Origin of the sequence: Pseudarthrobacter raffinosi (assembly GCF_023913835.1) — a bacterium.
Taxonomy (GTDB): domain Bacteria; phylum Actinomycetota; class Actinomycetes; order Actinomycetales; family Micrococcaceae; genus Arthrobacter; species Arthrobacter raffinosi.
This window is the reverse complement of sequence record NZ_JAMXBG010000001.1, coordinates 179,776-201,713: the sequence shown is the minus strand read 5'-3', so window position 1 is coordinate 201,713 and position 21,938 is coordinate 179,776. Positions and strand designations below refer to the sequence as shown.

At 63.7% G+C, this 21,938-nt stretch carries 16 protein-coding genes; 3 read left to right on the top strand and 13 right to left on the bottom strand.

Annotated features, from left to right (window positions below; translation table 11 throughout):
• Window positions 1-22 precede the first annotated feature (22 nt).
• Window positions 23-376, top strand: a complete 354-nt coding sequence (locus tag NG697_RS00865; protein ID WP_252613298.1) for a type II toxin-antitoxin system HicB family antitoxin — start codon at window positions 23-25, stop codon at window positions 374-376.
• 28 nt (window positions 377-404) lie between these two features.
• Here NG697_RS00865 and NG697_RS00860 read toward each other — a convergent pair whose 3' ends face one another.
• On the bottom strand, window positions 405-1,049 hold the full coding sequence (locus NG697_RS00860; protein ID WP_252613296.1) for a hypothetical protein: 645 nt from the start codon (window positions 1,047-1,049) through the stop codon (window positions 405-407).
• 93 nt (window positions 1,050-1,142) lie between these two features.
• Between NG697_RS00860 and NG697_RS00855 the strand changes: the two genes are divergently transcribed.
• The gene (locus NG697_RS00855) at window positions 1,143-1,388 is read left to right on the top strand and encodes a hypothetical protein (protein WP_252613294.1); all 246 of its coding nucleotides are present in this window, start codon (window positions 1,143-1,145) and stop codon (window positions 1,386-1,388) included.
• Between the two features lie 14 nt (window positions 1,389-1,402).
• On the opposite strand, the gene NG697_RS00850 is transcribed toward NG697_RS00855, so the two are convergent.
• From NG697_RS00850 to NG697_RS00825, 6 genes are all read right to left on the bottom strand, one after another.
• Window positions 1,403-4,693 (bottom strand): UvrD-helicase domain-containing protein, encoded by a 3,291-nt coding sequence (locus NG697_RS00850; protein WP_252613292.1) that lies wholly within the window; start codon window positions 4,691-4,693, stop codon window positions 1,403-1,405.
• The gene (locus NG697_RS00845) at window positions 4,690-7,527 is read right to left on the bottom strand and encodes a PD-(D/E)XK nuclease family protein (protein ID WP_252613290.1); all 2,838 of its coding nucleotides are present in this window, start codon (window positions 7,525-7,527) and stop codon (window positions 4,690-4,692) included. Before NG697_RS00845 ends, NG697_RS00850 begins: the two co-directional genes overlap by 4 nt.
• A 57-nt stretch (window positions 7,528-7,584) precedes the next feature.
• Complete coding sequence (locus NG697_RS00840) at window positions 7,585-8,175, bottom strand: hypothetical protein (protein ID WP_252613288.1); 591 nt, start codon at window positions 8,173-8,175, stop codon at window positions 7,585-7,587.
• Complete coding sequence (locus NG697_RS00835; RefSeq protein WP_252613286.1) at window positions 8,172-8,711, bottom strand: hypothetical protein; 540 nt, start codon at window positions 8,709-8,711, stop codon at window positions 8,172-8,174. The genes NG697_RS00840 and NG697_RS00835 overlap by 4 nt, the downstream gene beginning before the upstream one ends.
• A gap of 47 nt (window positions 8,712-8,758) precedes the next feature.
• Window positions 8,759-11,248, bottom strand: a complete 2,490-nt coding sequence (locus NG697_RS00830; RefSeq protein ID WP_252613284.1) for a sigma-70 family RNA polymerase sigma factor — start codon at window positions 11,246-11,248, stop codon at window positions 8,759-8,761.
• Window positions 11,249-11,327: 79 nt separating this feature from the next.
• Window positions 11,328-13,013: a nuclease-related domain-containing DEAD/DEAH box helicase gene (locus NG697_RS00825; protein WP_252613282.1), complete on the bottom strand. Its 1,686-nt coding sequence runs from the start codon at window positions 13,011-13,013 to the stop codon at window positions 11,328-11,330.
• Window positions 13,014-13,370: 357 nt separating this feature from the next.
• On the opposite strand from NG697_RS00825, the gene NG697_RS00820 reads away from it, so the two are divergent.
• Complete coding sequence (locus tag NG697_RS00820) at window positions 13,371-13,886, top strand: hypothetical protein (RefSeq protein ID WP_252613280.1); 516 nt, start codon at window positions 13,371-13,373, stop codon at window positions 13,884-13,886.
• Between the two features lie 334 nt (window positions 13,887-14,220).
• Here the strand turns inward: NG697_RS00820 and NG697_RS00815 are convergent, their stop codons facing one another.
• The 6 genes from NG697_RS00815 to NG697_RS00790 form a co-directional block, all read right to left on the bottom strand.
• Complete coding sequence (locus NG697_RS00815; protein WP_252613279.1) at window positions 14,221-15,120, bottom strand: ribonuclease HI; 900 nt, start codon at window positions 15,118-15,120, stop codon at window positions 14,221-14,223.
• A 92-nt stretch (window positions 15,121-15,212) separates the two neighbouring features.
• Window positions 15,213-16,724: a TY-Chap domain-containing protein gene (locus NG697_RS00810; RefSeq protein ID WP_252613277.1), complete on the bottom strand. Its 1,512-nt coding sequence runs from the start codon at window positions 16,722-16,724 to the stop codon at window positions 15,213-15,215.
• 67 nt (window positions 16,725-16,791) lie between these two features.
• On the bottom strand, window positions 16,792-18,324 hold the full coding sequence (locus NG697_RS00805; protein WP_252613275.1) for a TY-Chap domain-containing protein: 1,533 nt from the start codon (window positions 18,322-18,324) through the stop codon (window positions 16,792-16,794).
• A 21-nt stretch (window positions 18,325-18,345) separates the two neighbouring features.
• Window positions 18,346-19,347 carry a sigma factor-like helix-turn-helix DNA-binding protein gene (locus NG697_RS00800; protein WP_252613273.1) on the bottom strand — a complete coding sequence of 334 codons (1,002 nt, stop codon included), beginning with the start codon at window positions 19,345-19,347 and terminating at the stop codon, window positions 18,346-18,348.
• A gap of 29 nt (window positions 19,348-19,376) precedes the next feature.
• Window positions 19,377-20,906, bottom strand: coding sequence for an ADP-ribosylglycohydrolase family protein (locus NG697_RS00795; RefSeq protein ID WP_252613271.1), 1,530 nt, complete (start codon window positions 20,904-20,906; stop codon window positions 19,377-19,379).
• Window positions 20,903-21,868, bottom strand: a complete 966-nt coding sequence (locus NG697_RS00790) for an ARPP-1 family domain-containing protein (protein ID WP_252613263.1) — start codon at window positions 21,866-21,868, stop codon at window positions 20,903-20,905. Before NG697_RS00790 ends, NG697_RS00795 begins: the two co-directional genes overlap by 4 nt.
• Between the last annotated feature and the right edge of the window lie 70 nt (window positions 21,869-21,938).

The window sequence follows — 21,938 nt, the reverse complement described above, 5'->3', positions numbered from 1 at the left end:
CGATCGGAGCAAGGAGAAGTAGATGTCCACCAGAAAAGCAGTTGCCGTACCGTCCCCGGTGGCGCAATATCGTTACTCGGTCCAGTGGTCGCCCGAGGATCTAGAGTTTGTAGCCACTGTTCTTGAGTTCCCATCCCTCTCTTGGCTGGATGAGGATCAGTTCGAGGCGCTCCGCGGCATAGAACGCTTAGTGTCCGATGTCATCGATGACCTCGCCAAGTCGGGCGAACCTGTGCCTCAGCCAATTGCAACCCAAACCTTTAGTGGCAGACTCAACCTTCGCGTCCCACCGGAACTTCACCGCAAGCTGGCTATCGAGGCTGCCAATCACGGAGTGCCACTGAACAAGTACGCAACGGAGCGGCTGACGGCCTAATACGCGGGTGGTTGTGTCTCGTCGTTGGTCAGGGCTCCACGTGCCAATAAGCCGTAAACCGAGGCGCCGGCGTTCTTCTAGTGGCAGCACTGAAGTCCGAGTGGGTTGCGTGGATAAACTCCGGATGGTCCCAACCTTTGATGGTTTCCGGGGCCTGACCTTGCAACCAGACGCGCAGGTTCTCGAGGACTGGCTGTGTCGCGTGGTCCACCACGTCCTCCATTACTGAGATCAGGTCCGAGAAGCTCGCGGCAATTGCCAAAGGCATCGGATGAATGATCGAAATTCCGCTGACCTTGACTCCGAATCCCTCGGCATCGAGGAATGCAACGGGTAGCGGCAGGGTCAATTCTGACTGTGAGTGCGCGACGGTGGTGTTTCGATACTTCCGTATCTTGTCGTGCACCCCAGCCAGGGTAGGCGGCAACGCCGGGATTTCCGGCATTTCGTCGAGTCGTGTGCGAACGTTCGAATCGATGAACGGGCGGATGTAAGCAGTGACTGCATGCGAAGTCAGTGGGAGCCAAAGCTCGGAACCTTCACCGGCCTCGAAGGCATTACGCAGGGTATGCGCTGCTTCCGAAAGGTCGGAGGCATGACTGGTAAGTGCTACCAAAAGCCTCGTTTCGGGCGCATCTGGCAACACTGCTATTCGCGGTTCAGAGGTAGTCACGTGGGTTGCTGCTCCTGTTTCCTTTGTAGCTATCGGGCCCTAGAACTTTTTGTAAGTCGACAGAATGTCAGCTGCCGAGGCTACGTTTCTAAGATGGCAGAGAATGGAAATACCAAGAGAAAAAATGCGACGAGGAGATGCCCGGTGTGCGGCCACGAATCTTGGCGCATCATCTACGGCATGGTCATGCGCGACACAGTGGAGCAAAACCCGAAAGCCGAATTCGCTGGCTGCGTCATGATGCACGAACAGCGCATTTATCCCGCGACCGGCCAGGTTGAATGGGGCCTGCCGGAATGGGCTTGCCAAAATGACGAGTGCCGCCACCGCTGGTGGTAACGGCACTCGTCACTCTATAACTCGGTCTCTGCTTTCGTATGCCGTGTCTGACGGCGGATTTCGGCGTCTCCGGCCCGGCAGAAAATCAGGACCAGCTCGCTTACCTTCTGACCGGTGATGCGCTCCACCATCCCGGCGTAGGTGGAGAGCTGGCGCCAGTACGCCGCCAGCCGCTCCCGAGGAACACTGATGTCCGTCTTGAAGTCGGCAACAACCAGTGTCCCGTCGTCCTCCCGGTACATCAGGTCGATGATGCCCTCCAGGGTCACGCCATCCTTGGACGTGACAACGGGCAGTTCAAGCCAGTGTTCCCGTTCCGCGGCGCGCTGGACGGGGGTGCTCCTCAGTGCAGAGCGGGCCCGTTCCGCGAGGCCCGCCGGATCCCCGAGGCCTGCTGCATCGGCGATCCTTTCGGCTAGCTCATCAAAGTTCGCGGCTTCCCGCAGGTCGCTGAGCTCCAGCAGCCGGTGCAGTGCTGTCCCGAACTCCGGGCCGTGTTCTCCGCCCGGGGCTGCGAAGGACGGCAGTGCGCCGTCTTCGTCGATGCCCACAAAGCGCGGCGCACCATCGGGTTCAGGGCCGGCCAGGTCCTCGGCTCCCTTGGCAATCGCTGTTACGGAGGTGGCGGACGCGAGTGCGGAGTTCTTCTTCCACTCGTCGCGGCGCTGCTGCCACGCGTCGAACGCTTCGACGGGAAGCACTTCGTGAGGCGCTCTCGCCTGTAACGGCATGTCCTCGGGAATGGCGAGATCTGGCGCCGACGCCGCGTCTGCGTCCTTCAGGATCTGGCCGAGGCTGTTCCTCGCATTCACGTAGTGGGAGACCACGAGGTGGCTTTCCGCGCGTGTGCACGCAACGTAGAGCAGCCGGCGACGCTCGGCGTCGTCGAACTCCTTCTCTACGGCCTCGGCCCTTCCATACCCGGCCGACCGGATGTCGCCGATGAAGTGCACTTGGAGTTGCGCGCGTTGATCCCAGAGCGCTGAGGCCTTCTGGTTCTTGGGCCCCGATCCGGTGCCAGCAAGGATAACCATGGGGAATTCGAGCCCCTTGGAGGCGTGGATGGTCATGATCCGCACGGCCTGGACATCGGTCTCCGGCACTACCGCTTCCTTGACCCGGGAGTTCTCTTCCTGCTGCACGGCCGCCCAGACCAGGTAGTCGCGCAGGCCACCGTGCGTTGCCTCCGTCCAGGCGCGGGCCTGGTCGAGGACGAAGCGGAGCCGGCGCCAGACATCCCGGTAGCGAGGGGCGTCAATTGCTGCCTCCAGCATGCGACGGTCCGTGACAAGGCGTTCCATGATCTCGGTGGGCGTGAGCACCTCGGTGTCGCGGCACAGGACCGCAAGGTACTGCAGGCCGTGTGCCACAGTGGAGTCGTTGAGCGTCTCCGGCACATTCGAGAAGATGTTCCAATGGCCGCCGGCCTGCTTCCACTCGAACAGTTCATCATCGCCGCAGCCGAACATCGCCGACCGCAGGGACAGCACCAGCGCGGCTTCATCCGCTGTGTTGGAGATGGCCCGCATCGCGAGCAGGAGGTCCGTGACCTCCTGGGTGGAGTAGACCAGCGATGATGCCTCGGCCCTGTACTCGATGCCGGCGTCGTCCAGCGCGTCTTCGAGGGCGGCAAGGGAGGTACGGGTGGGGATCAGGACGCAGATGTCCTTCAGCTCCACCGGCGAACATTTAAAACCATCAGACCGCTTGCTTTGCTTTTGCCATGCAGGCAACCCTGCAGTGCCGGTTGCGATCCTGATGCCTGCGGCGACGTCGGCCGCCTCCTGCCGGCGCATGTCGTCAGCAGTGACCTTTCCCGATTGTCCGGGCTGGGCGCCTGCCCGCCCGATGACCGAGACGGCCGCGCCGTGTCCGTTGTTCCAATCGGGGCGCTGGGGATCGGGCGCCAGCGCGCGGTATTCAGGTTGGATGGTTCCGCTCGGCACAATGAGATGCCCGAAGGTGCTATTGATCCATTCGAGTAGCGCTCCGGTCGAGCGGAAGTTGGTCTGGAGCGAGGCGATGCTCGAAGAAGGGTCGCCGGAGAAGCGCTCCTGCGCCGCAAGATAGGTGGCGATGTCGGCCCTGCGGAATCGGTAGATGGACTGCTTGGGGTCACCAACCGTGAACAGCCGGCCCGGCGGCACCCGTAGCTGCTCCCAGCCCTCCGGCCCACATACCTCGTCCGCCGCAATCCGGGTCGCAAGTTCCGCCTGGACGGGGTCGGTGTCCTGGAATTCGTCCAGCATGATGCAGTGGTAACGATTGTGGAGTGCCGCATGGACGGCATGTTTGTCCTCGCCGACCAGGAGGTCCCGAGCGTGGATCAGGAGGTCGTGGTACTCGAGCTCGCCGCTGTGCTGGCGTTCACGTGCAGCCTGCAGAAGAACCTCAGCCATGGCGGCCGTGACGGTTTCAACGGCGGGCTGGACGAAGCTGTTGCGCAGCGCGATCGCTTGCTCTGCCAAGTCTTTGCAGGAGCTCCGCACGTCAGCGACGTTGACGGACCAGTTGCCCTTTTGGCCGCCGCCGAAGCCGGATTGCGGAACGGAATGCAGGAGCTCAAGGACCAGGCCCAGTTCACCGGTTTCGGCCTCGGCGAGCCGGCCGTGCCAGCTCTTGATGTGTTCGAAGGCGGTGAGCAGCTTGTCTGCCGGATCCGTGCAGTGGTCAGCATGCGCGAGGACCTCGGAGGTCTGGCGCAGAAGCGGGCCCAGCTCCACGGCCGGGATGTGGCGCCGCTGCGGAGGGTGGCTTTCCAGCCGGTCCCAGTTCGAGTCCAGGCCGGACGCCACGTTCTGCAGGTGGTCCAGCGACACGCCGACCGCGAGGAGGATGCGGAGGGCGTCGTCGATGGACGGGTCGGTGAAGAGTTTTTGCCGCGCAGCCTCCCAACGGCGGGTAAAGGCGATCTGGGACCGCAGCTCGTCCACCACGGTGATCAGGGGCGGGACGCCGGCCTCGATGGGATGTTCGCTGATGATGCGGGCAGCGAAGGAGTGGATGGTGCCGATGGGCGCGGTGTCCAGCTGGTCGAGGGCCCGCCGGCGCAGGTCTGTCGGGCTGGCGTCGTCCAGCTGCCGGCGGACCCGTTCCCGGAGCTCACCTGCCGCCTTTTCCGTAAAGGTGATGGCTGCCACGCTCTTAAGTTCCACGCCTGCGTCGACCATGGCGCAGATGCGCTCGACAAGTTCATGCGTCTTGCCGCTGCCGGCGCCGGCTTCGACGAAGATGTTTGCTTCGAGCTCTTTCTCGATGAGCGTGCGGTCATTCTGGTCTGCAAGGTCCAGGACTTCGGATTTCATTTTTCCGCCTTCAGGAGCTGGGCATAGGGCTGAAGTTCGGGGGCGTTCTGGAGTTTCAGCCACTGTTGGCCGAGCTCCGGGGCTCCCATCATGGTGGTGAAGTTGACGTAGCGGTCAGACTCGGGGCGGGGCGGGAAGATCCCGTTCCGCAACGCTGAAAAGATGAGGCCGGCGTCCGCGCGGAGTTGTTCCATAACTTCATCCGTCACCGTATAGCCGATCTTCTCGAAGTTGCCGGCTTTCGAGATGAACCAGTACTCCGCCTCTACAGGGGAGGCAGAGGTTTGGAGGGTTTGCGCGAACAGGCCGTAGACGGGCAGCTGGTAGCGGGTGCCGTCCGCGGTCGGATGCTGCCTGAGGGCCTTGTATTTGTCGCTTATCCTGCCGGTCTTGTAGTCGATGACCCGGACCCTGCCGTCGTCGTGCCGGTCAATCCGGTCCACCTTCCCTCGGAACCGGACGACGGTGCCGTCCTCAAGGGCCAGCTCAACCGGCGGATAGCTGTCCGTGTCCTCCGGACCGAAGCTTGCCTCTTCCGCGAGGTAGCTCCAGCCGTCCGCGAACCTTTCGTTGTCATCTTCCAGCACCCGCGCCAGATCCTGGCGGATCATGGCCTGGTTGCGCTCCCAGACGTGGCTGAGCCACGCAGGGTTGGCGAATTCGGCAAAGGCGGCGTCTGCCAGCTCCCTAAGGCGGTCCGCCGACGGGGGAAGGCCGTCCTTGGTGATGCTGCGGACGTAGTCCTCCAGTATCTGGTGGACAAGGGTGCCCCGCTCCTGCGGCGAAATCTGCACCTCCAGTGCGGCGTCCTCCAGGATGTTCACCTTCAGGACGTGTTTCAGGAAGTAGCTGAACGGGCTGGTCACCCAGTCTTCGAGGCGCGTGGGGGACAGCGCCTTTTCGGGGTCAACGATGGCCCCGGCATGGGCGCCGAGGTTGCCGTTGAACCTGGAGAAGATTCCATCGCGCCGGTCACGGGTAGCAGCCAGTGCCCGCTGCAGCGCATCATCCTCCGGAAGCGCCGCTGTGCGCTCCTCGGCAGTGAGGATGCAGCGCAGCCGCCATTCCTGCGCTGTCGGGGGAAGCGCAGCCACAGTGGGGGCGCTGTTCTCGATGCCGTGGGCGAAGGACTGCAGTTCGTCCTCGGGCCTGGGCCTGGCGGTGATCCAGCGGGAAATCTGGTAGCTGCCGGATCCGCGCAGATCGCCGCGCGGGTAGGTGATGGTCCGCTCGGACCCGGCAGCGAGGGCAGCAAAAAACTGTTCCTTGCTGGCTTCCGCACGCTGCTCCACACTGGGGAGGCCGCCGCCCATCATGGCCCGCACACTGTCCGGAAGGAGCGGGTTTTCCCGGATCCTTGCCGGAGCCAGACCTTCCGCCGCGCCGAGAAGGAACAGGACGTCCAGGTCCCTTGCCACGGCGTCGGCGTAGCTGCCGATGACGACGCCGGTGCCGCTTTTCCCGGTCCAGCCGCCTTTTGAGGTGATGGCGTCCTCCATGGCACTTTGGATGAGCGAGGGGCGGGGTGCCGGACCGACGAGGTCCAGGTGCCGGAGCTCCGAGGCGGCCACGGTCAGGGCTTCCCGGGCAGCGGTCTTTTCCGGCCGTTCGGTGGCTGTTCGCGGGCCCATGAAGCCGTCCAGAAGCAGGACAAGCTCCCCTGACACTTCGCTCCACGTTGCTGCCATATGGATTCGACCGATCCGCAAGGCAAGGGCTTCGACAAAGGAGCGGAGAATCCCGAAGTGTTCAAGGTGAAAGGCACGCTTGGCGGAGTCTTGCCCCGCGGCGTCCTCTTCGGTGGGGGGATCCGCGTAGAGCCTTTCACACACGGCGCTGCTAGGCAGTTTCTGTTTCTGCCAGACGAAGGTGCCTTCGGCATGGATGTTCAGAATGGCTCGAATGTCCGGAAGCTGCGGGTCGAGTTTCAGTAGCTGAAGCAGGGCGCGGGCAAGCGGTGAGTCCGTGAGCCTGTGGGCTGCCGGACCGACGAAGGTGACTCCTGCTTGGTCAAGGCGCTGCGTCAGCAGGGCGGCGTAGGGCTGGGAAGCGGAGTGGAATATCCCGATGCGGTGGCCCGGAGTGCCTCCTGCCAGCTTCTCGACGACGAGCCGGACAACGGCGCGGACTTCGTCGTCGGCATCGGAAGCCGTCATCAGGTTTGTGCCGTCCTCCGCGGACCCGGACGCCGTGACGTGCTGCATCCCCGTTTCTTCGAGGCGCCCTCTGAAGGCGGCCTCCGAGGAGCGGTGTTCGGTGCCCAGCATGAATCCGATGACTGTGCCGAGGCGCCGCATCACGGTGCTGGTTCCAAGTTTGCGGCCCGCAAGGGCATAGGCCTCATGATCGGTGTACCACTGAGGTCCGAGCGACTGCTTGGCCGCACCGTGGATTCGAAGCACCTCATTCATGAGACCGGGGAGTGCGGGGCCGGCGGCGTTCGGTACCGCATCCAGCAGCTCGGCCGTCTTGGCTATGGCGCGGGAGGTGGCGGGCTGGCCGGCGACGTCCTTGAAGAGCCCCGGCTCGTCCATCAGGACCTTGCTGACCGCTCCCAGCCGGAGGACGGGAAGAAGCGGACGCCTTCCAGTAACGGCGGGATCGTCCGCGATAAGCTCGTTTGCCAGGTCCTTCAGCGTGAGTGCCTTGATGCCTGCACTTCCTGCCCCGGCGTTGAGGGTCCTGCCAAGGAAGTGGGTCACGTCCCGCCCGGAAGCATGGGACGGGACCAAAATGGTCACCGGAGCCAGCGGATCCGTGGCCTGGGTGCGGCTGATTATTACCGCAAGTTCGGCCAGAGCATCGCTCACCGAAGCAAAAGTAGTGCGGGTCATGCTGTCCCCCTCATCCTGATATTTCACAAAACATAGCAACCGGCGCTGACAAAACTGCTATGGAACCCCGCCGCCGTTACTCCCGTCAGCTTCTACGGCCGCGGCAAGCAAGTGGTCAAAGCTCGTTATGCCGTAATCGGGAGGGGTGGCCGTGATGACGATGCGCGTGGCCTGGGCTACGTTATCCGCACGCTTCCCAGCGGCATTCCGCAGCTGCACAGCCGGTTTCTCCCGGATCGCCTGGAGTTCCAGCCCGGGCACACCGTTGACAGGCAGCGGGAGGGGCGCGCCGTTTTCGATCAGTGCCCTGAACTGTTGGGCCGACAACCGGTGTTCAATGTTTCCTGTCAGCCCCACGATTGTGTCGTTGAGCGTTGCGGTCAGGGCTGCCAGGAATTTGCGTTCGGCAGAAGCCTTCCCCTTGATTGCCAGCACCGTGAAGAGGACGGCGAAGGCAGCGGTAAAGAGGGTGAATGCTCCACCGCTCCTGAGGCCCGGCACGAAGATCATGAGGACCAGGCATAGCACAGCGCCGATGATGGCGGACCCAACGAAGATGTTGCCGCCGTCCTTTGCCGGCCGGCCGCTCCACTGTTCGGAGGTGAAAGCATGGAGCACACGCTGCTCCGGCTTGGGATTCGGCATCATTTCTCCCGTTTCGCTTCCAGCAGGGCTTCGGCCAGGATGATGGCGTGCCGTGCGTCCTGGAGATCGCTGCGCAGGCCCGGGTCCGGGTGGGCCACTGCAACCGCGTCCGCCGTCCCGCTGAGTTCTCCGATCGCCCTGCTCAGGTTCCCGCGTTCCTGCGAAATCATCCGGGATGACGTCAGTTTGATTCTGCTCTTCTCCAGCCCGTGGAGGGAGCTGTTGATCTCCGCGCAGCGCGCGCGGACCGCGGCCAGCCGCACGTCGATCCGCTGCGCCCGGTTCCGGAACAGGGGCTCCATTTTGAGCGCAACCTGGTGAAGTTCCATCAGGTCAGTTCTCCGTTCAGGCTTTCCAGCGGCATGTGCCAACAGCTCTTCGCACACGTGAAGCCGCTGCTCCCAGAGCTGAATACCCATGGTGTTTTGACTCATCAGCAGTGCCAGGATTTCAACTGTTTCGTTGAGGCTGTCGCGCCGTACGCTGAGCTTGGCGCTGGCGGCGTCGAGGCGGCCGATGAACTCTTCGTAGTTGTCCACAGGCGGCGCACTTTTGGTCGGCCACGGCAGCTTTCGCGGCTCCGCCATCACGCTGCACCCGCCTCGGTGCAGCTGGTCGGGGTGACACTGCCAAAGTTGTACTCGCGAAGGGATTGGGACCGTTCGGGCTCGCGGAGCAATGCCATGGTCTTCGACTCGATCTGGCGGATACGCTCGCGGGTCACGCCGTAGACCTTGCCGATCGCATCAAGTGTTTTTTCCTCGCCGTCGTCCAAGCCGAAGCGCATGGCAATGACTCCGGCTTCGCGTTCAGTCAGGGTGTCCAGGACCGCATGGATGTGGGCCTCGAGCTGTTCCGTGGCGATCCGGTCGATGACGTCCGTGTCGGTTGGATCCACCAGCTGGTCCGCCAGCGGTTCCAGGCCGCCGCGGCCGTCCGGGACAAGGGTATCGAGCGAGCGTACTGGCTTGTCCAAGGAGAGCAGATGCTCCACTTTGTCTGCGGACTGACTGGTGAGCTTGCCGAGCTCTTCGAGGCTGTAGGTGCGGCCTTTCTTGGCTGCCTCGCGCTGGACGGACTGTACCTTGTGGATCTGCTCCACCATGTGGACCGGAAGCCGGATGGTTCGGCCCTGATCCGCCAGGGCACGGGTCACTGCCTGTCGGATCCACCACGTTGCGTACGTGGAGAACTTGAAACCCAGGGTGTAGTCGAACTTGCAGACTGCCCTGTGGAGCCCGATGTTGCCCTCCTGAATCAGGTCCAGAAGGTCCATGCCCTGATACACGTACTTCTTGGCAATGGACACGACCAGCCGGAGGTTTGCCTCCAGCAAGGTATCGGCGGCGCGCTCACCCAGCAAAGCAATCGTCCGGAGTTCCCTGGATTCCTTGCGGCCGCGGGGAGCGCCGTCTGCCAGGAGGTGGGCGGCATAAAGTCCGGCCTCGATCTCCTTGGCGAGCTCCACTTCCTGCCCGGCTGTCAGCAGCTCTGCGCGCCCCGCCCGGCGAAGGTAGTCGGACACCGCATCGTCGCTGAAGCCCTCTGTGCCGGCAAGTTCCTCCGGCCATTCCTGGTCTTCCAGATCAAAGGATGACGGCTCGGGCTCTACAGGCTCATTGACCGGGGGTACGGTTGGGGGTTCGGGAACCGAAGGTTCGGAAACCTGAGGTTCCTCCACCGGCGCCTGCCGGAGGAAGCCCAGCAACCGATCCTGGTCCGACTTGATGTCGAAGAAGCCAACGTTGCGCGCGAACGGCAGAACCTTGCCGAGGAATTCCTCGCCCTGGACATCGGGATCCTCAACCGTGCCCTTGGAGTAAAGAACCACCAGACGTCCCGCCCGGCCGTCCTCCTTCTTGCGGATGACGCGCCCGAGTCGCTGCACCATCTGACGCTGGCTGCGGTTGGCCGCGACGATCACGCCGAGGTCTGCCTCGGGGACGTCGATGCCTTCGTCGAGGAGCCTCGGTGCGGCAAGGATCTGGGAGGCGCCGCTGCGGAAGTCCTCCATGCCCTGCCTGCGGTCGTCCTTGGCCATTCCGCTGTACAGCGCAGAGGCCTTGGTCCCCATCGCGGTGTACAGCTCTTGGGCGCGGCGGGCGGATTCCTGAGTCTGGGTGAAGACGAGAGTGCCATTGGACTGGTCCACCGTGTCCTTGAGGGCTGCGAGAGCAAGGTACTTGGTCTTGGCCTCAGCCAGCAGAGTCAGCCGGGACGCCATCGCGCGCATGTATTTGCGGGCAACCGTGGCTTCCCTGCTAGGCGAGTCCGACGCCGCAAGGGTGGCGACGGCGGCGATGAACTGATGGAAGGGCCGGCGCGGGATTCCTGCATAGGACTCCAGATTCCGGGCGGCATCGGACATCGTGCTGGAGAATTCGTCGTAGTCAGTCTGCTCGGATGCCGTGAGGTCGACGCCGACAAGCGCGATATCAAACGGCGCGATCACTTCGTCCTTGAGTGCGCGGTCGTACCAGAGGTTGTAGATGACTCCGCCGAAGTAGGGCGTCAGGAGGTTTTCGTGCTCACCGTCCGACCTTTCATAAGTGGCGGTCAGCCCAAGACGCCAGGCGTACCCCTCCTGCAGCGCGCCCGTGAACATCGGTGCGGCATAGCGGTGGCACTCGTCCGTGATGATCAGTCCGGCCTTGTGCGTACGGAGCGTTTCGCGGTTGGACGCCGAATGGACGATGGCCACCAGTATGTCCACGTCATCGAGGGAGTCCGACCGGCCGTCGCCCAGGGCACCACGCCTCGCGGCAGGAAGGTCGCGCCGGAGCGACACCAGCCATTGGCGCTGGAGCTCGGCAGTGGGCACCAGGATGAGGACCTTGATGCCTTGCCGGACCGCTTCGAAGGCGGCCGCGATTCCCACACGGGTCTTACCGGAACCGGTGACTGCCTCAACCACACCCCTTCGGGCGTTGGAGTGCCACGCCTTCAGCGCTTCCTGCTGCCACCCGTACAAGAAGGCGTAGTCATAGGAAGTTGGCACAGCCGCGGGCGGAACCTGGGTGCGCACCTGCGGCAGCGTCGCGATAGGGTTGGACCCGGCGTCGACCAGTTCTGGCATTTCATCCCCCATTGGACGTTCTGAAGCTAGTGACTGAAGACTATGCAGGGGCTCTGACAATTACCGTCGGGCCCATCGATTAGGGCGCCTGGGGTGCCGGTTTCCATACCTGCGTCCGCGACAATGCAGCCTTCAGCTCCCGGCCGCCGGCTTCCTCCAGGAGCTTGGAATCGCCAACCACCACCAACAGACTCCGCGCGCGGGAGAGCCCGACGTAGAGCTGTTCGGCCGCCCGTTCCATGTCCTTGAAACCGTTGACGCAAAGGACCACTACGGACCGTTCCAGACCTTTGAAGCCGAGCACGTGGCCGTAGAATTCGGCGTCCCCTGCGTGGAACTCGCGCCAGTAGTCCTCGGTGGCATTGCGCTCGTAGAAGTCCAGATGGATCGGGTGCCGGTCCTTGGTGGTCAGCAGCGCAATCTGGTTGTTGGCCCAGCCTTCAGCGATGAGGGCATCCACGCAGTCGTCGGCGACGCCGAGCGCCTGGTCGGTGGGGCAGTCCACTACGCGGACGGGGAGGCCTGTGCTGCCCCGAGGAGTGAAGTGCTCGCCGGCGAACGGCTTGAGCGTTTCGGCGATCTTGCGGGTGTTGCGCAGGTTGTCATCTATGTGGATGGGCACAAACGTCGCGGTGGGGCCGAAGGCCAGGTCCGCCGTCGCGCCTCCCCACCGGCGGTAGACGTCCTGACGGTCGTCCATAAAGGCGTACACCTCGCCGCCGTCGGGGTCCTTGGTGCAGGCGAGCAGCGCATCCCACCACAGCGGGGCGAAGTCCTGGGCTTCATCGACGATGACGGCATCCAGCCGTTCGTGAGGCTCCATTTTGGCTGCCAGTTCCTTCAGCATGCGGGGCATCTCGACGTCGAAGTAGTCCTGACCGGAGCCGTCCGGAACCCCCAGCCCGCGGACGTATTCGTGGAACTCACCGGTAAACACGGGCTTGGCCTGACGCCACGTGGACACGCGATCCTGCAGATACTGGCCGAGGCCCTTGTTGTAGCAAAAGAGGCCCACGCGCTTGCCTTGCCTGCTGAGCAGCCGGGCCTTCTCAACTGCCAGCCAGGTCTTCCCGCTGCCCGCACCGCCGGCGAAGCGGATCCGGGGGAGTGACCGGGTTGCCTGTAGTAGCACGGACTGACGCTCGGTGAGGAGGTCCTGGGCGTCTTCATCTTCCTGGGGATTGTGGGAGGTCCCGACGTCGGGGTCCAGGTTTCCGCTCAGCTGACGGACGATGCGTTCCAGGAATGCCGGGGCCAACGGGGCGGCGCCGCCCCCTTCGTTTTCAATCGCGCGGCGCACCAGCTCTGCGGGGGACTTGTTTTCGGTCTGATCCAGAATGAGGGCGCGGGGGCAGCCGGCCATCGTCCAGTCACTTCGCACGTCTGTGTACGGCAGGCTGACCATGTAGACGCAGCGGCTGCTTACACGTGAACCGAGTTGGTTCTCGAGCCAGTTCTTAAGCGCGTGGAGCGAGCTTTGCGACTGCGCCACGGGGCTCTGTATCTTGCGCTTTTGGTTTCGGTCCGACTGGTACCACTGGCCTTCGGCGATGCTGACCTGGCCGCCTTTGACTTCGATGGCCGCCATTCCCAGCCCGGGCCAGAGGACGAGCAGGTCAATCTCGTATTCGTTCCGCCCATCGCGTAGCTGGACGGAGTGGGCCAAGACGGCGTCGTCGGGGAGGCTGGCCTTTAGAGCCGTCCAGACCGCCTTTTCCGCCAATTGTCCTTCGCCGAACTCCGGTTCTTCCGGAATGCACCTCATTGCTGCCCCCAAAATTGATGAACCGGCGCCCGGTCTTGCGCTGTACCAACGTTAGTCGAACGCCGAAAAAATGAACCGGAATTGTCATTTCCGATCCAGCCCTTTCTAGAGCTTTTAGCGAGTTGTTCATGTCATTTCGGCAACATCTTGCTGATAAGTACTCGCAGAGCAGTAAGTGGCGGGCAGAATGCATAGCGCCGCACGCAATGAGCCGGCAATAAAAGTCCAGGGTGATACGGGGACTGCCGTCTGGCTTGATGCCGAAAGTGGCGCCATTTACGATGACCAGTGTTCTGAAAAGCGCCATCTTTAGCACGTGAGTTTGCGGGCCGGTAGCTCCGATGGAATGCTCGCTTCATGAGTCCTTGGTTCGAACGCCGGCAGACAGAGTCGGTACCTGTTTCATCTGTCCACTACGTGTCCGCGATTGCCACGATTCGGGCGACACGATCACAGGTTTGGAACTTCATCAAGCCAGCTGAGAACAGCGTCTTGGTGGATCCAGAGGTGGTGAGGGGCTTCAGCACTCCCGGAACGGACGGAAAAGGTGAAATCCAAGTTTTCATCTCAGTTCGGGATGGTGCGGAGTCGGTTTCGGCCATCGAAGTGGAACACGAGGTTCCGTATGAACTTGCGGTTACCCGAACCCTCGGCGACCCGGATCCATCTGCGCGAAGCCGAGACTTCTTGCAGGATGCTGGTGACGACGCAACCATTCTTGAGCACGGTCTGTACTTCACGTGGCCCGGAGAGGCGGCCGGCTACTTCAGCCACTACGAGCACCAATACAGGCTCCACTGCCAGCAGTATGTCGAGCGCGTAAAAGCGGTGATGGAGCGGGATCCTATTTCGGCGGCGACTGTTCAGGCATGATGGGCGGATGGCGTCAGATGGAAGCCCTGCGGCCACCTAGCTGACTGCCCAGTTCGTCGGAATCCCCGCCGGCTCCGGATCACGGCTTCATCGTCATCACCATGCAATGCCCGCCTTTGAACTCGATGGCTGCCATGCCCACTCCGGGCAGAGGGACGAGGAGCTCGATCTCGTGATTGTTGCCCCCTAGACTAATTCGCTTGGGTCTACGGTGTCGGGGAGAGCAAATCGGAAATATCGTTCCGGTTCGGCCCCGTCCGGTCTCACGGACTGGCAAACAAAGACACTTCGGAAATATCTTGCGGATTCCACTGGTCTGGCAAAAGTGTCGCATTCAGGCAGCCAGGTCCATGTGCCCCTGTTCGACGAGGCCGGCGGCCATACGGAAAGTGTCCTCTAGCGGGAGATCGGCTTCCTTGTGCCTGCGGGCCATGACGGCCAGCCGGTCAGCGAGAACGTTGAGCTGATGATCCGCGTGGCCTTTGACCCAGCGGAACTCGACGTCTGCAAATGCGGCCTGGGTCAGAATCCGCTGCACTTCCTCGCGGCAGGCCACCGTTGAGTGCCCGCGATGCGAGTCGGCCTCCTTGAGCATCGTGACGGCCGTGAGGTTATCGGAGGAAACGGTGACCGCACAGCTTCCATCCAAGACGCCTGTGTGCACGTTCTTTGCAGCACCCAGGGCCAGCCGGATGGCACGCAGTTCGCTTTCCAGGATGCTTCCGCCGCTGACGGCCTTCAGCCCGGGGCGGAGCGGCAGCCCCTTTCCGAAATCCAATACCCAGCCGTGCCCTGCCCAGGAGGTGCGGTGTCCCACCGAGGCATCGGTGGCGATCTCCAACCGGCAAAACAACGCCTTCAGTTCATCGGTGACTGCCTTTTCCGTAGCCACCACTCCCGCCGCTGGGGGATAGGAGAGATCAACATGAAGCCCAAGTTCCAGCAACAGTTCAGCCGCAGTATCCACTACAGAAAAGACGGGTTCATTCCGGCCGGGATCCAGTTCGGTGACGGCGCGAACAGCCTCGGCGTAGGCTTTGCCGCAGCGCGGTCCTGCCGAGGCCACGGGAATCCAGCCGGATCGAATTACGAGCACAGTTGATTCGACCGTTCGCGCCACGGCCCAGAGGACGAGGCCCCGCCGCGGCACGACAAGGACGGTGAGCCCGGAACGTTTGGCTACAGCTTCGGCAGCCGAAAGGACTCGGCGTGGGAACGGAGTGGGGAACGGCATGTGGGCCTCCTTGCAGCGGACTATCTGATGTTCGGAAGGATATAGGCGGCCACTGACATTATTGCGGGAGGTGTTCCCGGCTGGGCCGATGTTCAGCTCGCGCGCCGCAGGTCCCGGACCGCTCCGCCGGTCTCAAAGTCCAAAATGACGCCACCGTCGGGCCCCGGGCCACCGGGAAAGTCTCCACTATGCCAGCGGACCTTCTCTGGATCATGGCAGCGCCGGCCGCGCGCCAGGCCCTCCAGTAGCTGGTGCCCGGCTTCAAGGGGCGGAACGCCCTGCTTGTGCCAGTTCGGGACTTCCTCGTCAGGCGCGGACCAGCCGTTTCTCAGGAGGTAGTCGGTGTCGATGGGCCACTCGTCCGCGGGAAGGAACTCTCCCGATACGATCTCGCACCAAACGCCGTCCGCGCTCGGGTTTGCCTGGGCGTATGGCCGGCGCGGCCCGTCGGTCTCGTCACCGTAATCAATGCTCAGAAACGAATTCCACGGCATCTTGGCCAGCACTTCGCTGACCAGTTCGCCCGCCCGCGCCCACCGTTCTTCGACGCTGTTTTGAGTCCTGCAGAGTTCAACGAGACCGGCGAACTCCTCTTCACCGACCTCGGGAGGCATGACCGCCCCGATCACCGACTCCCAGGCTCCGAAGTGCCGGCGTATCGCAATAACGGACGGTCGATCGCGGCCGGCGGCTGCTTCGGCAATGACCCAGCTGTCGTAGCTTGACACGTCTTTCGGAGAGCCGAAGTACCGGTAACTCTCCATGAATCCTCTGGACGCCGCGACAAAATCAGTCGGGCCGAACCGGTCGTTGGCTGAAAGGAGTTCCAGCCCCACCGAGTTCAATGCCGTCTCCCAGAACCCTTGGCCCAACCGCCGGCGGAGGTCTTTTGCGGGAACAGGCCAGCTTGCCGTCGGGTTGGCTGTAGTGTCTCCTTCTTCCCCCGAGTGTGCCCAAGCTATTTCCTCATAGTCCGAGTATGAGATTCCCGCTACGTCGCCAGCGCGGATTGCCTCTGCCGTCGTTTCAATCAATCCCAGGATTCGGGCTGTCTTCTTATAGGAAAAACTTTGGCCCAGGAAGTTTCGGATTTCCGCGATGGATGACGGGTCCATCCTTCCCAGAGCCAGTTCATGGTCTGGCGTCAGTCCGCGGGCGAATCCGGTGGCGTAAAGCAGACTCAGGGCATCGATGGGCAGTCCCTCGGGGATATGGGAAACCCTTCCGTGTATGTCCTTGACGATCGGCATGCTCCGGAGCATCTCCACGGCTATGGGAACGTCGACCTGGACGCCCAGCGCGGCCAGCACTTTCGGTACGTCGAGGACATCGATTCCGGCACTCATGAGCTGCTCGAACCGTTCCATCTCCTGAACCAGGATCCTGGCCGTCGAGGAACAACGATCGCGGAGCGCTGTGGACCGCAGTTTCTCGCCGCGATCCGCTATGCGTCCGCTAAGGATGCCCAGCAAGTCCCAGCTGCTCAGGTTTGTGGCCTCCGAGATGGATCTCAGCGGATCCCCGGCGAGAAAAGACCTCATGGCCTGCTCAATGGTCTCAGCGCGGTCACCGGCAGCTGTCGAGCCGAGGTGCGGTGTCGTCATCGTGTGTTCCCATTCGTCTAGTAATGATCAAGTCCGGCGAGGGACGTCCGCGAAGGTCGCGAGAGCCTCAGCCTGCATTTCTCAGAGTCTGCACTTCACCAGCGAGGGCGTCTTCGAGAGTCACACCGTGGTCTCGCCCAGGTCCGCCGATGGGTTGGCGAGTGCCCCACCGGAGCTGCCACGGATCAGGGCTCAGGCGCCCGTACCGCAGCCCCCTGAGCAGCTGATGCCCCGCCTCGTGGACGGGCACTTTCTCCTTGCACCAGTTTGGAAACCCGTCGTCCGGTGCAATCCAGTCTTCTGACTGCAACAGGTCCACATCAATCGGCCACCGATCGGCAGGCAACAGTCGCTCGGAGACTATTTCGCACCAAATCCCGTCGGGCCCCCGCGTTCCCTCCGCGTATGGCCGGAGTGCCGCGCCACCAGCATCGCCGTACTGAATGTGCAGCGCCCTGTTGCGGGGCATATGAGCCAGGAGTTCAGAGATGTACTCTCCGGCGCGCACCCAGGCCGCTTCCAAGGCTGAATCCCTGCCTTCCAGGAGCGGTGCTGAGCGAACAGGCGACTTGGAACGCTGCTCCAACCCTTCATTTCCCTGGTAATCAAGGACCTGACTGAGCGCTTCATCCCAGCCGCCGTAGTGGTCTATGACCTCGAGGACTGATGGACGGTTGCCATCCAATGCAGTCTCCGCCGTGACCCAGCGGTCATAAACCTCGAGGGTCAACGGAAAGTCAGAGTCGGCACATTCTTCGGCGAAATCATGCAGCGCGGGGTCGAACTCGTCCAGTCCAAGACGATCCGCGGCTGTGCTCAACTTCAACCCGACCGTGTTCAGGGCCTGCTCCCAGCTGCCGGCACCGAGGCGCCGCACCAGTGTTGGGGCAGGGGGAGGCCAAGGGTCAGTGCCCTCGGAAATGTAGTCTCTGAGGCGCCTTGAAAGGGGGTTCGCGGTGGCGTCGTATTCCGCGACGGACAAGGACGTGGCAACCCGTGCACGCACAGCCAGTTTGGTGGTCTCCGCAGTTGCGAGAATTTCCGCGAAGCGCCTTGGTGGGAAGCATGACTTCGTCAGGAGTCGCAGTTCGATGACTTCATCCGCGGGTATCTGGCCAAGCGCCAGCTGGTAGTCAGGTTCAATCCCATGGCGTTTTCCAATGACGTAAAGCAGCGCGAGCTTGTCGCTAAGCCGGATTGGCTGCGAAAGGATCGTGGGGTCGTAGACCGGGACCCAGCGGATGCGCAAAAGTTCGACGGCGACCTCGACGTCGAGCTCCTTCCCGAGCGCATGCAGCACCACAGGAATTTCAGAGCGGCCCATTCCGGAGCGGTTCAGCCTGGTGGCCATTTCCGCGCTGTCCCAGATGGAGCCCAAGGCGGCCCGGCCCCTGCCCCGGACCGACCGGTACCGTTCAAGTTCGTCTTCCGGCACCGTCTCCACAATGAGTGCATCGCAGATGCCGGCGACGCTCCCACCGAAATCGTTGGCGATCACCCGCAGCGGATCGCCCCTGCGGTAGGCCTCGACCAATGTGCGCCGCGGGGCAATTTCTTGAGGCACCCTGATGTCGACTGGCGCGACAAGTTGTCCCCCCATACCGTCCCCCAAGTCCTCCGCCTACTCCTGCACGGAACGGACGGCATCCGCCCAGGTGCCGTAGATGTTTCGTACAGACGCCCCGGACGGCCGTTCGTGACCGGCAGCGATTTCCTGCTTGGCCCAAACGTCGTACCCGGAATAGGTGGCCTTCGCTTCCGCCGCCGAGGCATGGAGGCAATAATCACGCACAGCGTCGTCGTAGTCTTCGCGGGTGAATTTCAGCAGTCCCTTCGGACGGCCCTGTGTTGTGGTCCCGATCCCCATTGCTTCGAGTGCCTCGTTCCAGCCACCGAAGCGCTTCGTGACGGTTTGCCGGGTGGGCGGCCAAGGGAAGGCTCCTTGCCTGGACACCAGACCCAGCGCGACGACCAGCTCTTCCCGGAGATCCTGGTAGCGCGCACCTGTGATGCTGGCGGTCGGGTTTTCCGACACGTGCTTCTGTGCGGCACCAATCACGCCCAAGATGGTCGCCACGTCATCGGGCGAAGCTTCGGCAGATTCCAATGCAGCCCGCAGCTCACTCATGAGGGAAAGATCCAGGTTGACTGCCGCCCATTTGCGGTCAGGTGAAAGGTTTCGGTCCGAGCCCAGCAGGAACCAGATCCCCGCCGCCAACGCCTCCTTCGAGAAGATGTCATCCATCTGTGCCTTGGAGAAGACGATAGTGGACCCCCTCAGTGACTCTTCAGCCAGATCGACGTCGATTGCTGGGTAGAGCGCCTGCAGCTTCAGCACAGCGTCCGGCCGGGTCACGCCACGCTTGGCCATCTGGCGGGCAAGGTCACCGTACTCAGCCAGGAATGCCTTATGGGCCGCGGCGGTCGCCGCTTCCCGTGCGGCAATCCGGCTCTTGCGGGATTCCTCGGCGTTAGTTCCGCCCACCTTAGCGATGATCTGCCGGACGCGCTCACGCGTGATGCCGAAGCTCTGGCCGATGGCTTCGAGCGTCTGGCCGTCGGAGTAGCGCTCCACCATTGCAGCGTCGCGCTGGTCCCGACTGAGTTCAGGAGTTGTTGTCATGGTCATATTCCTATCAGCAGGCTCGGCCATTACATGGCAACCGGTGGCGTGGCCCCGCCGGGAACTCGCTCGATGGCACCGTCGGCATCTCGCAGCACCCGCATGAACAGCTCGTTGGGCCGCGCCCCAGGCAGCACCCGCCGCAGATCAGCCAGAGCCTCCACCGGCGAGATGCCCGCCACCGACGCCCCATAAAGCGCAGCGACCGTCGGTGTCCGGGACTCCGCCCGGACGCAGTGAAGCAGTACAGTCTTGCCCTCTGCCCGGTAACGTTCGACGGCGGCCGCCGCCTCCTGCAGCGTAAAGGCGGCGTGGGCGTTGTCGCCGTCAACTGCTGAGTCGATGACCCAGAACGTGGCGTGGTCCTCAGGTGCCACCCCGGCCACATCAAGCGTCCCCAGCCTGCAGAGCGACACCACGGCATCGATGCCCAACTCCGTAACCCGAGCAAGAGAGCTGACCCCGCCCAGCCACACTCCGCCGTCGTGCGGGTGCCGGACCAGCACATCGGTGCGGCTCCACATGCTGTAGTCGTGACGGTCAGCACGCGGCCAGGAGGCCGACCGGCGCCCCTCGCCACGGCCCAGCTCCATGCCCAGGACCATCAGGTCGCGGGCGTGCATGCCGGGCCAGCCGTGCAGACGCCGACGCCACTCGAAGGGGACCGCCGTGTAGCCGTAGGCAGCGCCCAGCAGTCCGCCGGCGATCGCGGCCACCGTGTCGGTGTCCCGGCCGCCGCGCACAGCCTCCTCCAAAGCCGCCCGCAGATGCGCCGGCCCAGATGCCGACAGGCCCGCATAGTAGATGGCGCTCCATGCGCCTTGGAAGGCCTCCACCACCCAGCCGTTGTTTGGGAAGTCCCGCGGCCGGGATCGCTCGGCCGTCTCGATCCGCTCCAGCCACACAGCAGCCCGGTCAGCCGGCAGCAGCGGCAGGCCGACCCGCACATCGAGTAGCCCGGTGAGCACAGCATTGCGGATGGCAACGCACCACAGCCCGCACGCCTCCTGCGCATCAGGATCGGCGTGGGTCAGGGCGCTCATCACACCGGCGGCAGCCATCAGTTCAGCCGGTTTCCGGTCCAGGTACGCGAGGGCCAACGGGGCCGTGCGCATCAGCGAACCGTTGCCGGCGCTGCGGCCCGTGCGGACGTGGAAGTCCGCGGCGGCGCTGAAGTCGGCCGCGTGGACCTTGCTCCGCCCGGCGGCCGTAGCCAGCCGGCGGGCAGCCGCAATGACGGTGCTGGTCTGCGCGCCCACGTCCTTGGCTTCCGCCGCCCACGAAGTCCACGCCCGGACCACCATGGTCAGCGCCGTAGGAGAGGTGGACCCGGCGGCGGACGCGGACTCCAGCAGCGCCTGGGCGATCGGGATGGCCATGGACGTGTCGTCGGTCCACTCGACCGGCGCGAACCCGAACGGGCCGCCGCCCTTCATGGTGACTTCGGCGCCGTCCGGCAGCGGTGCGCCGAACTCGTAGCCGGCTCCGAGGGCGTCGCCGGCGGCCAGGGCGACGAGGACGCCGGCCGCGCGGTCATTCTGCAGGGGGTTCAGTTTCATGCCATCTCCATCAGGGGGTGTTGGGTGTTCCAGCCGGTCAGGTGGGCCAGCTGGGGGTGGCGCTGGGGGAGGGCGACGGCGATGCCGGCCGCGGTGACAGCTCCCGCAGCGCGGGAGACGTTGCGGCTGCGGAGGGAGCCGTGATCACGGTCCTCCACGGCCGCCGCGCCGCCGTCGAACGTTCCGAAGTCCATCGCCTGGACGTGGGCGGCGAAGTCGCGGGCGCGCTGGCCGGGCATCGGTCCGGATGCCAGCACCTGTGGCGACAGGAGCTCGAGGTCCAGCAGCGCCGCCTCGACCAGCTGGCGGTAGTGGCGGAGGAAGAGCGTGCTGGTGCCGAAGACCTCAAGGAGCAGCGGCTGCTGGCCGAGGCCGATCACCACGCCGCGCTGGCCTTCCAGCGGCTTCGGCGCGTCCGCGGCGCTGAAGCGGTTCCGTTCCTCCTTGTCGTCCTTGAACCAGTCCATGTGCTGGAGGAGTGAACTGGTGGCGGAAGCGCCGCGGGCGTTGTCGAAGCGGCTGACCCGCTCCCAGATTCGCCCCTGCCGGTTTCCGCCGCGCTCGCCGCCGGTGCCGTTGGCCAGTTCGGACCAGACATTGAGCGGCGCGCGTCGGGCTTCCCGGCGGTGAGTGGTTTGGCCGGCTTCCCAGCGGCCGGCTTCGACGCAGAAGGTGTCGATGTCGCGGGTTTCGCCGGGAGCGAGCACGACGTCGCGGGCACAGGTCCGGTGCTGCTGGCCGCCTTCGAGCAGCTCGCCTTCCAGCAGCAGTGCGGGGTGTGGGCCCTTGTTGGTGACGGTGAGGCGGGCCACCTGGGCGCCGCCGGCGAGCTCGGTGACGGCGACGTCGGCGTGGGTGCCGGTGCTGATGCCGAGGCTGCCGGAGCCGGAGGTCCAGACGGGAAAGATGCTGAGGGGGCCGAGCCTGCTGCCGGCGCCGACGTGGAGCTGTGGGACTTTCATGGTGACCTCCGGTTGATTTAATGCATTTCTGCGCTAATTGATCCCAGTATGCACCGCTTGCATCTTTAGC